This window comes from Nocardioides bruguierae (genome assembly GCF_023656415.1).
Taxonomy (GTDB): Bacteria; Actinomycetota; Actinomycetes; order Propionibacteriales; family Nocardioidaceae; genus Nocardioides; species Nocardioides bruguierae.
Map to the genome: position 1 here is coordinate 1 of NZ_JAMOIL010000050.1, position 12159 is coordinate 12159.

General features: G+C 67.2%; 16 protein-coding genes and 1 pseudogene. 9 read left to right on the forward strand and 8 right to left on the reverse strand.

Going from position 1 to position 12159, the window contains the following annotated elements; all coding sequences use genetic code 11:
- Positions 1-95 precede the first annotated feature (95 nt).
- Positions 96-1003: pseudogene (locus tag M8330_RS21105) on the reverse strand (IS3 family transposase); the annotation flags it as partial.
- A 29-nt stretch (positions 1004-1032) separates the two neighbouring features.
- Entirely contained in the window at positions 1033-1479 is a 447-nt protein-coding gene (locus M8330_RS21110) for a P-loop nucleotide/nucleoside kinase family protein (protein ID WP_250828952.1), read from the reverse strand.
- Here M8330_RS21110 and M8330_RS21115 point away from each other — a divergent pair.
- Positions 1393-1818: a GNAT family N-acetyltransferase gene (locus tag M8330_RS21115; RefSeq protein ID WP_250828953.1), complete on the forward strand. Its 426-nt coding sequence runs from the start codon at positions 1393-1395 to the stop codon at positions 1816-1818. The two genes, M8330_RS21110 and M8330_RS21115, sit on opposite strands and share 87 nt — an antisense overlap.
- Before the next feature lie 129 nt (positions 1819-1947).
- Here M8330_RS21115 and M8330_RS21120 read toward each other — a convergent pair whose 3' ends face one another.
- The gene (locus tag M8330_RS21120) at positions 1948-2295 is read right to left on the reverse strand and encodes a DoxX family protein (RefSeq protein WP_250828954.1); all 348 of its coding nucleotides are present in this window, start codon (positions 2293-2295) and stop codon (positions 1948-1950) included.
- Positions 2296-2388: 93 nt separating this feature from the next.
- Between M8330_RS21120 and M8330_RS21125 the strand changes: the two genes are divergently transcribed.
- The gene (locus tag M8330_RS21125) at positions 2389-2760 is read left to right on the forward strand and encodes a winged helix-turn-helix transcriptional regulator (RefSeq protein WP_250828955.1); all 372 of its coding nucleotides are present in this window, start codon (positions 2389-2391) and stop codon (positions 2758-2760) included.
- Positions 2761-2802: 42 nt separating this feature from the next.
- On the opposite strand, the gene M8330_RS21130 is transcribed toward M8330_RS21125, so the two are convergent.
- A complete protein-coding gene (locus tag M8330_RS21130) occupies positions 2803-4017 on the reverse strand; it encodes an MFS transporter (protein ID WP_250828956.1) in 1215 nt (404 codons plus the stop codon).
- A 40-nt stretch (positions 4018-4057) separates the two neighbouring features.
- On the opposite strand from M8330_RS21130, the gene M8330_RS21135 reads away from it, so the two are divergent.
- On the forward strand, positions 4058-4657 hold the full coding sequence (locus M8330_RS21135) for a TetR/AcrR family transcriptional regulator (protein WP_250828957.1): 600 nt from the start codon (positions 4058-4060) through the stop codon (positions 4655-4657).
- 227 nt (positions 4658-4884) lie between these two features.
- Here M8330_RS21135 and M8330_RS21140 read toward each other — a convergent pair whose 3' ends face one another.
- Positions 4885-5667, reverse strand: a complete 783-nt coding sequence (locus tag M8330_RS21140; RefSeq protein WP_250828958.1) for a phosphotransferase — start codon at positions 5665-5667, stop codon at positions 4885-4887.
- 325 nt (positions 5668-5992) lie between these two features.
- Here M8330_RS21140 and M8330_RS21145 point away from each other — a divergent pair, with 325 nt between their 5' ends.
- A complete protein-coding gene (locus M8330_RS21145) occupies positions 5993-6241 on the forward strand; it encodes a helix-turn-helix transcriptional regulator (protein WP_250828959.1) in 249 nt (82 codons plus the stop codon).
- A 3-nt stretch (positions 6242-6244) separates the two neighbouring features.
- The gene (locus tag M8330_RS21150; protein ID WP_250828960.1) at positions 6245-7504 is read left to right on the forward strand and encodes a site-specific integrase; all 1260 of its coding nucleotides are present in this window, start codon (positions 6245-6247) and stop codon (positions 7502-7504) included.
- 78 nt (positions 7505-7582) lie between these two features.
- Here the strand turns inward: M8330_RS21150 and M8330_RS22620 are convergent, their stop codons facing one another.
- Together M8330_RS22620 and M8330_RS22625 are read right to left on the reverse strand one after the other, a co-directional pair.
- Entirely contained in the window at positions 7583-8230 is a 648-nt protein-coding gene (locus tag M8330_RS22620; protein WP_250828961.1) for a response regulator, read from the reverse strand.
- A complete protein-coding gene (locus M8330_RS22625) occupies positions 8227-9354 on the reverse strand; it encodes a sensor histidine kinase (protein WP_250828962.1) in 1128 nt (375 codons plus the stop codon). The genes M8330_RS22620 and M8330_RS22625 overlap by 4 nt, the downstream gene beginning before the upstream one ends.
- A 166-nt stretch (positions 9355-9520) precedes the next feature.
- On the opposite strand from M8330_RS22625, the gene M8330_RS21165 reads away from it, so the two are divergent.
- The 4 genes from M8330_RS21165 to M8330_RS21180 all read left to right on the forward strand — a co-directional run bounded on the left by M8330_RS21165 (position 9521) and on the right by M8330_RS21180 (position 12041).
- Positions 9521-10180 (forward strand): CDP-alcohol phosphatidyltransferase family protein, encoded by a 660-nt coding sequence (locus M8330_RS21165; protein WP_250828963.1) that lies wholly within the window; start codon positions 9521-9523, stop codon positions 10178-10180.
- The gene (locus tag M8330_RS21170; RefSeq protein ID WP_250828964.1) at positions 10177-10644 is read left to right on the forward strand and encodes a hypothetical protein; all 468 of its coding nucleotides are present in this window, start codon (positions 10177-10179) and stop codon (positions 10642-10644) included. The genes M8330_RS21165 and M8330_RS21170 overlap by 4 nt, the downstream gene beginning before the upstream one ends.
- A gap of 129 nt (positions 10645-10773) precedes the next feature.
- Positions 10774-11199: a hypothetical protein gene (locus M8330_RS21175; RefSeq protein WP_250828965.1), complete on the forward strand. Its 426-nt coding sequence runs from the start codon at positions 10774-10776 to the stop codon at positions 11197-11199.
- A gap of 56 nt (positions 11200-11255) precedes the next feature.
- Positions 11256-12041 carry a hypothetical protein gene (locus M8330_RS21180; protein WP_250828966.1) on the forward strand — a complete coding sequence of 262 codons (786 nt, stop codon included), beginning with the start codon at positions 11256-11258 and terminating at the stop codon, positions 12039-12041.
- On the opposite strand, the gene M8330_RS21185 is transcribed toward M8330_RS21180, so the two are convergent.
- The coding region (locus tag M8330_RS21185) for an integrase core domain-containing protein (protein ID WP_250828437.1) at positions 12004-12159 on the reverse strand (156 nt) is incomplete at its 5' end. The genes M8330_RS21180 and M8330_RS21185 overlap by 38 nt on opposite strands.

The following is a 12159-nucleotide window of genomic DNA, read 5'->3' on the forward strand; positions in this document are numbered from 1 at the left end:
GCCGCTTCGGCTGGATCGCTCGATCGGCGGCCTGCTGACGACGTACCACTCCACACCTCCATCACGAGGTGTTGCGACGACCAGTTGAATCCACCCTGACCGCCTCGGTCCGAGTGACACACCGTCCCATCGGGTGAGCGCAGGGCGATGGCGTTCCTCATCGCCGCCCGGGCCAGGGACGACTTCATCCGTGAGTCGATGGAGTAGCCCACGATCTTGTTGGAGAAGACGTCCTTGATCGCGCAGATGTAGATCTTTCCTTCCCGTGTGGGGTGTTCCGAGATGTCCCACAGCCACACCTTGTGCGGGGCGTCGGCGATGAACTCGTGGCGGACCACGCCGTGCTCGTCGACCACGGCCAGGAGGTCGTCGTGGGGCGCGGGGCCGGTCGAGCCGGCCTTGCTGCGCTTCTTGTGGTGCGACGCGGTGATCCCGGCGATCCGGCACAGCCGGTGCACACGGTTCTCCCCGACGGTGATGCCGTGCTCGAGGTCGAGCTCGTCGGTGAGGAACCGGGAGCCCAGCGTGGCCTCGTCGGCATGGATGTCGTAGAGGATGTCGATGAGGTGGGCGTCGTCCCAGTCCCACCGGCACACCGGGTCTTTGAGCCACTTGTAGTACTCCTGAGTCGTCAGACCCAGGACCCTGCACGCCACCGCGACCGGCACCCTGATGCGGGCACCGGTCGCGGCCATCTCACGGACGAGCGGGAAGACTATTTTCCCGGCAGGTTCGCCTGGGACAGGTAGGCAGCCGCGCGACGCAGGACCTCGTTCTCCTGCTCCAGGAGCCGGATCCGCTTCTTCGCCTCGCGCAGCTCGGCACGGTCGGCGTCGGTCAGACCGGGACGGTGACCGTCCTCGATGTCGGCCTTCTTCATCCAGTTCGCCAGCGAACCTTCAGAGATGCCGAAGTCCTTCGCGATCTGAGACAGCGGAGCCTGGCCCTTGCGGGCCACGGCCACGACGTCGTCGCGGAACTCCTTGGGATAGGGCCTTGCCACGGGGACATCCTTCCAGCGAGGACAGATCCTCACAGGTCAGGTATCAACCAAAGTCGGGGCAGACCCAGCCGTCCCTCGATGACGTCGGAGGCCGACGACGGATTCTGATCCCCGTAGAGTGCCTTCATCCACTCGTCGTTCGTGAGCCGAAGGGCAGCGTGATCGACTTCCAGGCGTCGGGACAGACTCGTCTTGCCAGTCGCAGGCAGCCCCACCGCGAGGAAGAGCGTTGGGCGATTGTTCACACTGGCCCATCCCGTACCGGGTCGCTCCGCGAGCCCATCTCCTTGCGGGAACAGCGCCGCGAACGCGGATGCGTCACGGATGCGGGTGCCGGTAGCGTTTTGCCTGTGACAGATGGCGTGGTCCGGGGGGCCCAGGGATCCGACGTGCAGGCGCTGGTCGAGTTGCGGGAGCACATGTTCGCCGCCATGGGAGTGAGCAGCCCTGACCCCACCTGGCGGAAGAACGCACATGAATGGTTCTCCTCCCGGCTTGACGACCCGAACTATCACTTCGCGGTCGTGGAGGTAGACGGGACGGTCGTCGCCTGTGCCGCCGGGGCTGTTCGTGATGCAGCTCCTTCACCGTCAGCGCCCGAGGGGCGCGACGTGCTGGTGAACAACGTGAGCACAGCTCCGCCCTTCCGTGGCCGCGGCTACGGCCGTATGGCCCTTGACTCCGTCATGGTGTGGGCCCGCGAACTCGGTATCCGGCGCGCAGAACTGATGGCAACCGCGGTCGGGCGCGGTATGTACGAACGGGCGGGCTTCTGCGACACGTCGTTCCCCGCCATGCGCGCGAGGCTGCTCTGACCGCTGGCCTCAGCCGACATTTCGCCCGGGAGGCTCGCGAGTCGGCGGACTCGCGCGGTTCGCCGCGAGAGGATCCGCTTTCGGGGCGGCCGCTCATGCCGGAGAGCCGACGCTGCTGGTCGCTTTGAATCACGCAGCCACAAGCAGAATGCCGAAGGTGAACGATGACACCACAAGAAGGGCCGCGGCCGCCTGCCACTCGGGGTCACGAGCGCGGACGTGGGCACCGACAGCACCGGCGAAGTAGAGAATCAGCCCGGCCGCGGCCGCGATGCCGAACGGTGGGTACGCCAGGCCAGCAAGAAGGCCGACGCTCGCGGCGACCTGGAGGCAGCCGAGGACGGTGAGCGTTTTCCCGTGGACTCCGACGTTGGACATGAGGCCGACGATTCGGTCGGTGCGAAGGATCTTCACGCTCCCCGAGGCGAGCATGGCGAGGGCCACGATGATGGCGACGATCTGGGCGGTGAGCTGCATGTGCTTCTTTCGGTAGGTCGGGTGTCCCGCGGGAGTCGGGGCGACGCCACCAACGCTAGGAAGCCGATAGGTACCGTTTGGTACCTTTCGGACGTGACCTCGCTCAAGGCAGGCAATGTCTTCCTCGCCGACTGCCCCGCGCGCACGGCCATCGAGGTGATCGCCAACAAGTGGTCCGTGGTCGTGCTGTTCGCCTTGAGCGAGGGGCCCAAGCGCCACGGCGAGGTCGTCGCCCTCACTGGCGGCATCTCGCGCAAGGTGCTGACGGAGACGCTGCGCAAGCTGCAGGCCAACGGCTTGGTCTCACGTCAGGCGTACGCCGAGGCGCCGCCGCGCGTGGAGTACGCCCTCACCCCGCTCGGCGAGACGTTGCAGGAACCAATCCGGATGCTGACTGCCTGGGCGCGAGAGAACGGTGAGGCGCTGGTCGATTGCCAAGAAGCACAGGCCGCCGACCTAGTTTGACCAACTCGCATCCGCGATACGGGGTGTGCCGACAACCGTTGGTCATTCGGAAGGGGCTGTGCTCGGTGTGATGGAGCGCATTATCGGGATAAGGGCGCCGGCCGTGGCGACGGACGCGCAGAGGTAGAAGACGACAGAGTATCCAAAACGGTCGCCGCCGATGCCGGCCAGCGGTGCGCCCAGGGCTTGCCCGACGGCGATCATGAGGAACGAGGCACCGACGCCGTAGGCGGTCCTCTCGGGGTAGATCCGTGTCGCCCAGAGCAGCGCGACGCCGGTCAGTGCGATGTACGCGCCGCCGAACACCGCAGCCCCGATCACGATCATGGCGATGGATCGAGGGGCGAGGGCGAGCCCGGCGGTAGCCGCGGCGAGGGCGATCATGAGCACAGACCAGGAGCCGGTCACTCCGATCCTCTGGACAAGAGGGCCGGACAGTGCGCCCGCGATCCCGGCCGCACCCATCAGCGTCCACATCAGCCCGGCCAGCAGCGCGTTGGCATCACCTTCAGTCACGATGAGCTCGCGTCCCAGGGTCCAGACGGCGACACTGGCCAGACCCATGAAGAAGGAGGCGAGCAGCAGGGGCAGGGCAGATTCACCTGACGCTCGACGGCGGCAGGACGAAGGCTCGTCGGCGCTACGCTCAGAGCTGCCGTCGGCGAGCGCGCGACCGCCGGGCATCGTGACCCAGATCCACCAGGTGACCGCCGCCGCACCAACGGCGTACGTCCCCCAGGCCCACCGCCAGTAGTCGGTCAGCGCGAACGCGATCGGCCCCGAGACCAGGACGCCCATCCCGGTGCCCGCATTGACCAGCGTCTGCGCCCGGTCCTGCGACGGTTTCCGCACCCACCGCGCGACCGCGGCCGCCAAGGGAGGTGAGGCGATCCCTGTGCTGGACCCGGCGACCAGCAGCCCGGCCGCGAGCAGCCAGGCCGTCGGGGCGACCGCCACCACGACCAGGCCAGCGGTGGCAACGAGCCCTGCCAGGCCGGCCACACGGCGTGGCCCCCACCGGGGGGTCACGACCAAACTCCACACAATGGCCACGCAGTAGCCGACATAACTGCCGGCTCCAATGACGCCGCTCACGGCGCCGGTGAGGTCGAACTCCGCTTGAAGCTCAGGAGCGAACAGGCCGTAGCTGAAACGAGCAAAGCCGTAACAGATCCCAATCAAGGCCGCCCCGGCGGCGACCATGCCTGGACCCACCTCCACTTTCGTGAAGAACGGACCGGAGGAGGCGGCGCTCACAGTATAACGATCGTTCTACTCATGCCTGTACGCTACGGGCATGACGCAAACCCGGCGACGTCGCCCCTCTGCCCGCCAGCGTCTGCTCGAGGCGGCCGACGACCTCTTCTACACCCGAGGAATCGCCTCGACCGGAGTCGACGCGGTCATCGCCCGCGCCGGAGTGGCCACCGCGTCGCTGTACAAGAACTTCGCCGGCAAGGACGACCTGGTGGCGTCCTACCTCGACGCTCGCGACGCCCGGTGGCAAGAGCACTGGGAGTTCCACATCGCTCAGCACCAAGATCCCCATGGACGCGTACTCGCCCTCTTTGATGCCCTGCGCACCTGGGAAACTGAGCCCGGCACGAGTCGCGGGTGCGCGCATGCCGCCGCCAGCGTCCAGCTCCCGCCCGACCATCCAGGCCACGCCGTGGCTCAACGCCACAAACAACGCATCATCGAACGACTACGGCAGCTGCTCGACGAGGCCGGCCACCCCAACCCGAACGAGGCCAGCTTGGACCTCATGGTCATCTACGAGGGCACCTTCAGCCTCCTCGCCCTCAATCTCGACGCCGATCCCGTCGCGCGTGCCCGCCAGCTGGCACACCAGCGACTCTCCATCACAGGCGCGCCCAACCGGGCCCGCGACGAGTGACCCACGCGTCACCGACTGGCAACCGGAGAACGACCGGTCCTGGACCGTCGCACGGACGCGCAGGACCATTCCACAAGGGTCAGCAGTCCCAAGGACCTTCCCAGACAGCCCGCTCGGCACGATGATCTGGACCCACACACCTAGTGCATCACCGGGATGGTGAAGCGTCCGTACGTAATGCGGACGTGCGCTGGCCCTCGCCAGAGGGGGGTGCATCCCGCCACGCGTCAGCCCGTGAACAGCGACCTGTGGGCGTCGATCCACTCGACGTCGGCCAGCTCGGTCTGCTCCACGAGCCCGGCCGCGACCCAGGTCTTCTGGGGCTCGTGGCCCTGATCGGCCAGGAACCTCACGTGGTCGCCGGTGTACCTGACCCGAGCGATGACGGCGTCGGCGACGTCGACCTCAGCCGGCATCCCGTACGCATCGAGAAAAGCCCGGACCCGGGCACGCCGGTCCGGCACCGCCGGGAAGTGGTGCCAGTCCACGGCGGCCTCGTCGTCGCGCAGCGGCGCGAACCACTGCAGGGCGTAGGCGACGTCGCTCATCGGCGGCGCCGGGTGCAGGAAGTCCCAGTCGATGAGGGCAACGGCCTCGCCGTCCCGCCACACGAAGTTCCAGGGGCCGGGGTCCCCGTGGACGAAGACCTGACCACCGTCCACGGGCGGCGCGGCGAAGACCGCGTCACGCGGCGGAGTCCAGGTGGCGGAGGCATTGTGGACGCGCCGCAGGAGCCGCGCCGCCGAACGCAGCCCCCGTTCGTCGTGCTGGTGCGCCCAGGCTTCACCACCGCTGTCACCGGCGATGAAGCGCAGGGTCTCGGTCTCGCCGTCGAGTGAAAATGGTTCGGGCACGCAGTCCAGCCCCTGGTCACGCAGGTGGCGCAGGAACGCGTGGACCGTGGCGGTGTGGGCGCCAGCGGGCCGCGTGACGGTCTCGGCCGAGATCTCGATCGGCCTGAGCTGCTCGTTCAGCTCCGCCGCCCGGGTCCGTGGATCGTCCTCAGCCATGACGCCGACCCTCCCACCTGGGCACCGCTCGGGCCACCGAGATTCGGCGCGGCGCCTCGTGCCCGACGCCGACCGATGCATAACCCTCGATGAGTGCGGTGGTGAGTGCGGTGGTGAGGTCTCACCACCGCATCCCTGTGGACAGGCGGCGAACCTCCACAGACGGGCGCCGCTCACCAGCACCCGCCCCCGCCCGGTGCCAGGCTCGAACGCGCCGTCCGACACCCGGCCGGTCCCGCGATCACTCCCCGGCCTCGCGGCGCGCCTCTGGTGTCACGAACGGTCTCCGACGGCACCCGTCGTCACGTTCGCTCCAGGAGGCGCTATGACCGCACCGCAGCACCAGCACCCGCAGACCGCACCGACGCTGGACGCCGAGGACCCGCTGCTCTCGCCCGAGCAGGTCTCGGAGATCCTCGGGGGCATCCCGGTGGGCAGCCTGAAGAAGTGGCGCACCGAGCGGCAGGGCCCGGCCTGCCTGCACATCGGGCGGCACGTCCGGTACCGGCGGTCGGCCGTCGAGGCCTGGCTGCACCAGAAGGACGACGAGGGCATCGTCTGGATGGAGTCCTGACCCTTGCCGCAGAACCGCATCCCTCGCGGGGAGAGCAGTCCCGTCACCACCGCCCGCCAACGCGGCGGGCGGTGGCTGGCGCGGGCGCAGGTGCGGGGTGCCGACGGCCGCGTCAGCTCGGTCCGAGCGACGGCCGGCACCAAGGGCGCTGCGGTGCGGGCGGTGCAGCGCAAGCTCGCCGCCAGGGACACAGCAGGCACCGAGACCATCCGCGGCGACACCACCGTCGGGGAGCTCGCCGAGGTCTGGCTCGAGCACCGACGTCAGCACGGCAAGAGCCGCTCCGAGGGCCCGCTCGCCCCGCAGACGCTCGCCGGCTACGACAACGAGGTCCGCGTCGCCGTCATCCCCGCCCTCGGCGGGGTGCACCTGCGTGAGATCACCGTCCCGCTGCTCGACAACCTCTTCGCCGCCATCGAGAACGGCCGACCCCACGGCCGCTACCCCGCACGCCCCGGAGGGCGCGCCACCGAGCAGCTGCGCGTCGTCCTGTCCGGCATGTTCTCCCTCGCCGTCCGTCACGGCGCGATGACCGCGAACCCCATGCGGGACACGCCGCGGACCTCGCGCCGCCGGCCACGCGAGGTCGGCTTCCTCAGCGTCGAGGCCGCGCTCCACCTCCGTCGGCGCGTCCGCCGAGAAGCGGTCCGCATCCCCGACCGGCGCATGCCCAACCACGACCTCCAGGACCTCGTCGACCTCCTCCTCGCCACCGGCTGCCGCGAGGGCGAAGCACTCGCCCTGCGCCGCCGCGACCTCGACCTCGACGCCGAGGTGCCCACCGCAGCGATCACCGGCACCCTGGTGAACCCCCGCACCGGCTACGTCGAGGCCCTGCACCGACAGGAGTGGACCAAGAACCACGAGGACCGCACGCTCGTCCTCCCCGATGCCGCCGTGCACCTCCTGCGCCGGCGCCTGGCCGACTTCCCCGCGGACGACGACACACCCGTGTTCCGCGGACGGTCCGGCGGCTGGCTGCACACCTCCAACCTCCGCACTCGGCTCCGCACCGCGCTCGCCCGCGTCGACGAGCCGCCCTCGGCGCTCGACCTGGCCGTGGCCGGCACGACCTTCCACACGCTGCGCCGCACCGTCGGCACCCTGCTCGCACACGAGGTGTCCCTCGACGCCGCCCGCGACCAGCTGGGCCACCGCGACCCCTCCGTCACGTTCCGCCACTACGTCGGACGACGCGAGGTCGCACCCGACCTCCGCGTCGTGCTCGACCGGCTGCTCGCCCCCCTCGACGTTGATCAATAAATGCCGCAACCGCGACGCCACCAGGCCCGAAACCGCACAACAATCCGCGAGTCCGGCCCAGACCTCAAAGAGGATTGCCTAAGCCAGACCTGCGCGGATCGCGAGCAACGCAACTTGTACACGGTCGCGACTCCCGGTCTTCGCCAACACATTGGTCAGGTGTGTCTTCACCGTGTGGGTCGAGACAGTAAGTCTCGCAGCGATCTCGTCGTTATTCAGGCCCTGGCCGACCAACGAGAGGATGTCGGTCTCGCGGGGAGTCAGGCGGTACTCGGCCACATCTGTGGATGCTGTCGCGCGAGTGTGCTGCCGCACCCTTGCCAGCACAGCACGCGTGATGTCCGGCGCCAGAACTGACCGCCCGTGAGCAACAGCTCTCACGGCGGTGATCAGCTCGGGTCGGCTTGTTCGCTTGAGGATGTACCCGTCCGCGCCGGCCGCGATGGCGTCGAGAACCAGTTCGTCACGGTCGAAGGTCGTCACTACTAGGACTGATGGGCGTCGCGGGCGACGATTCAACTCATGCAGCGTTTGTATGCCATCTAGGACCGGCATCCGCAGATCTAGGAGCACCGCGTCAATCAGCGCACCGGCATCGAGGAGATCGAGCAACTCGCGTCCATTGGACGCCTCGATCTTTACCTGCATGTCCGATTCGTTGTTCAGCATCATCGTGAGGCCGTCACGGATCAGATGCTGGTCGTCAACGACCGCGAGCCCAATCACCTGAGGTCCAACGGGAGGCGAACTTCTACCGAGGTCCCGCGAGGCGTCCTGCCCTCCACGCGGAGGCTACCGCCGAGGCCCCGCACACGTTCGCTGATACCGCGCAGACCGTTGCCGCGCGTCAGCTCTGCGGGCATCCCGTCGCCGTCATCGCTCACCCGTCCTACCACCTCAGTATCTTCGTCGCGGATTTCGACCGTCACCGAACTGGCATTCGCATGGCGCATCACGTTCGTCAGCGCTTCCTGTACTGCACGATAGAGCGCTTTCGACACCTCTACGTCTACTACAGCGGTCGAAACACGCACCGACACACGGGTGCCTTGCAGACGCAACGGGATTGCGAGCTTGGAGTCGATACGCCCCAAGTCCGTTGCTGGAGTGCCCGATGCCGGGTTGCGCAAACCGAACAGAACAGCGTCCAGCTCATCAAGCGCCTCCCTGCCCATATTGCTGATGTGCACCAACGCTGCGTCCGGTGACCCCACCCTGCCTGCTTCTGCTTGCACGACCATTGCGGTCACGTGGTGCCCGATCGCATCGTGCAGTTCACGGGCGAGCGCCGTTCGACGTTCTAGCTCGCGCGCCTGCTCTTCGCTGGCGAACGCACGCTCGCGTAAGTTGTCGGCCTCGATCTCGAGGGCTATCGCACGTGTCCGAAGACCCTCCACGGGACGAAGCAGCAATACGGCCAGGACCATGACGGCGACGGGCATCAGCGCAGAGACGAAGTCGCGTGTCGCCGCGACGGCGAGGCCCCCACTGGCGCCGACGATGGCCGGGTAGAGACGACGTCGCCCGCGCCCCGGCGACATAAATAGCAAGGCGGAGGCCGCAGGCCAGAACGAGAAGTAGTCGCGGCTGGTGAACGCCACTGCGGCACCACCTCCGACAGCGAACAGCCAAGGCTGTGCTGCGGGAACCACCCAGCTGGCCAGCAGCCCGAGGACGAATGCCACCGCCACCACCAACCAGGCCGCCACTTCGTGCGGCCCAAGGTCCTGCCGAGCGGTGTAGGCAAGGGACCCGACAACGGCGCCGATGGGCAACCAGCGGATCGCGGCATCGACGCCCCACGCAAACCGCGCTGACTGCAACGAAGTCGGCCACCATCTCGTCGTCACGTCGGGCAGTCTGCCCGAGACTTCGCTCCAACATGGAACGGGATGGTCTCGCGCTCGGAACTGGTACCTGAGTACCAGGCTCCCTCGCCGCTCGTGACCAGAGAGGGTCGATTGTTCAGACCTGGAGCGGTTCTACCCGGCGACATGCACGGCGAAGGTACGGGCCATGTCCATCAGCGAGCTCGTAACCCCGGCCCGTCGCCTGGTCACGCCCAGCGCTCCGACCGTTGTCAGCCTCCGAGCCCCAGTGACCGTCACCGGCGCCGCCTTGGGACCGGTCGGCACAGTCGCAAACGGCATCACCCTGATGCGAACGCTCGCTGCTGTGGTCGTGGCTGGTGTCGCAATCAGCGCCGACCGGCCCACCCTGTTGGCACTTGCGTACGTCATCTACTGGGTTGGAGACGTCCTTGACGGGTTCGCGGCCCGTCGTCTCGGCCAGGAGACCCGCTTAGGAGCCGTGTTCGACATCGTCAGCGATCGAGCCTGCACCTCGATCCTGTGCATCGGTCTGCTCGCTCACCTGTCGTCGCTAGCCCCGGTCGCGGTGCCGTTCTTCATCTCCTTCATGGTGCTGGACACGATGCTTTCGCTGTCCTTTCTCTGCTTTGACGTCATCAGCCCAAATCACTTCGCGCAGGTCAACCGGCGCGTGTATGAACTGAACTGGTCGCCGCCGGCCAAGGCCCTGAACACCGCAGGAGTCATCGTTCTCTCGCTGATCGGGGCGATCTGGGTAGCACTCGTCCTCGCCCTCGTCATCGGTGGCATCAAAGTCTGGTCCGTCGTCCGAGTGCTGCGGCTCGTCAACACTGCCGCGCGATGAACTGGCCCCTCAGCATCCTCGGCGGAGTGGCCGTCGGCACTGGCTCTGCGCTCCTGCCGGTCGTCAACGCTGAGGCTTACGCATTGGTTTTCACCGCCAACCAACCGTGGATGTTGGCCCCAGTCATCGTTGCGCTCGCCATCGGCCAGACAGCCGGCAAGCTCCTCCTGTTCGAGGGCGCGCGCCGAGGCTCCGCCCGGCTTGGCGCCGGGTCGAAGGTCGCGGCGCTGGCCGAGAGCCGCTGGGCATCCCGTATCCGTGGCGCCCTCGTACGGCGACGCACAGCCATGCCCCTCATGCTCGCCTCCGCCAGCCTCGGCCTCCCACCCCTGGCCTTGGTCAGCGTCGCCGCCGGCGCATCTGGCCAACGTCGCCGTACGTTCGCCGGTCTGTGTCTGGTCGGCCGCATCGCCCGGTTCGCCGCGATCGCTGTGCCGGTCGCCTATGCGACAGGCATCCGTTGACGTCCTCGAATAGTAGCGAGCAATCGAGTCCCCACACACACTGCCGCACCGGCGATCACCTTCGCCGTGTGCAGGTGCGGCAGCACATTGCTTCCCAGACGACTGGGAATCAACAGAAAGAGGAACCACATGAACAAGAAGCTCATTTCGCTTCTGGCAGTTCCCGCCCTAGCCGCGACGATCGCCGTCGCCCTCCCGGCAGGATCAGCTACAGCAAACTCCGGCACCTGGACGTGCAAGGACGGTGGTCACACGCTCACCACGAACATCTACTTCACCCAAGACAGCGTCAACCACACCTGGAAGTACCTCACCTACGAGCTCACCGGCTCCGGTACGGGCGGGAAGAGCAACTGGGACGCCAGCTTCAACGACGGGACCGGTGAGAGGAACTACCACGCCAACAATCAGGACGACCTGGACAACGACACCCTTTACACCGAGAACTTTGTCGACTTCACCTCCAAGAAGTCGCGGACCGAGACCTGGACGGCCAGCGCTGCGTTTGACACGCGCGGCACTGACAACCACTGCAGTTCTTCGCTCATTTACTGAAGGCCAGTAGCTACATGAACCTCCTTGGGTGTCGTCCACTCGTTGTCCTTGTCCTCTTGACCCTTAGCTTCCAGGGCTGCTCCTCAGCTCCCGACGCAGTAGGGAGGGGACAAGCCTGGAGCATCGTCATTGGCGACACCCAAGGAGTCATCGTCAGCGACGGACACACCACTCGGGGCTTCCGGCGCGGCTCATCCGAACCCATCTGGGAGGCCAACGGCGAGCCCAACGGCGCTGCCTGCAGCGCCAGCTGCCCCGACGCCGTCCTCAACATGGTCGGTGGGACAGACCTGCTGCAGACTCACGGCAGCAACGTCGACGCCAGTCCACTCAACGTCAATGCCGACGACATTCGCACCCTCGGCACCGCAGGGAACTCGATCATCCTGACCGCGATGGCGGGCCCACGCCACCGTCTCTACTCATGGACGAACGGCACCGTCGACACGATCAAGATCCTCGGCCGCGGATCCGCGCTATGGCAAAGTCGCGGACGGGCGGGCGGGACCCTTTTCCTCCTGCGCGAGCATCGCACCACCGCGACGGTCCTGGACTTCACTGGGACTACGGCGACGACCACAACGATTCCGAAGATGCCGCATCGCACCATGTGCTACGACGCACAAGGCATCGCCGACTCATCCCTCTCCTCGTCAGCTTTCGCGACGCTCAAGACCACGCTGACCTTCGTCTCTGCCTGCCTCCCAGTCACAGCCCATCGCTGGCTCGGCATCGGAACCTCACTCTCCCTTGACCCCGCCACCGGTAAAGGGAGCCCAACCTTGGTCGCCGCTGTGACCACGGCTAGCTGTGATGCCCAGCCAGGTTGTTCAGTCTGGTGATGGGGGCGGCCTTGCCGATTGCTGAGTGGGGCCGGTGGTGGTTGTACTCGTGGACCCATGCTGGCAGGGCCGCGAGTCGGGCTGACTCGGAGTTGTAGAACTTCTTGAATGCCCAGCC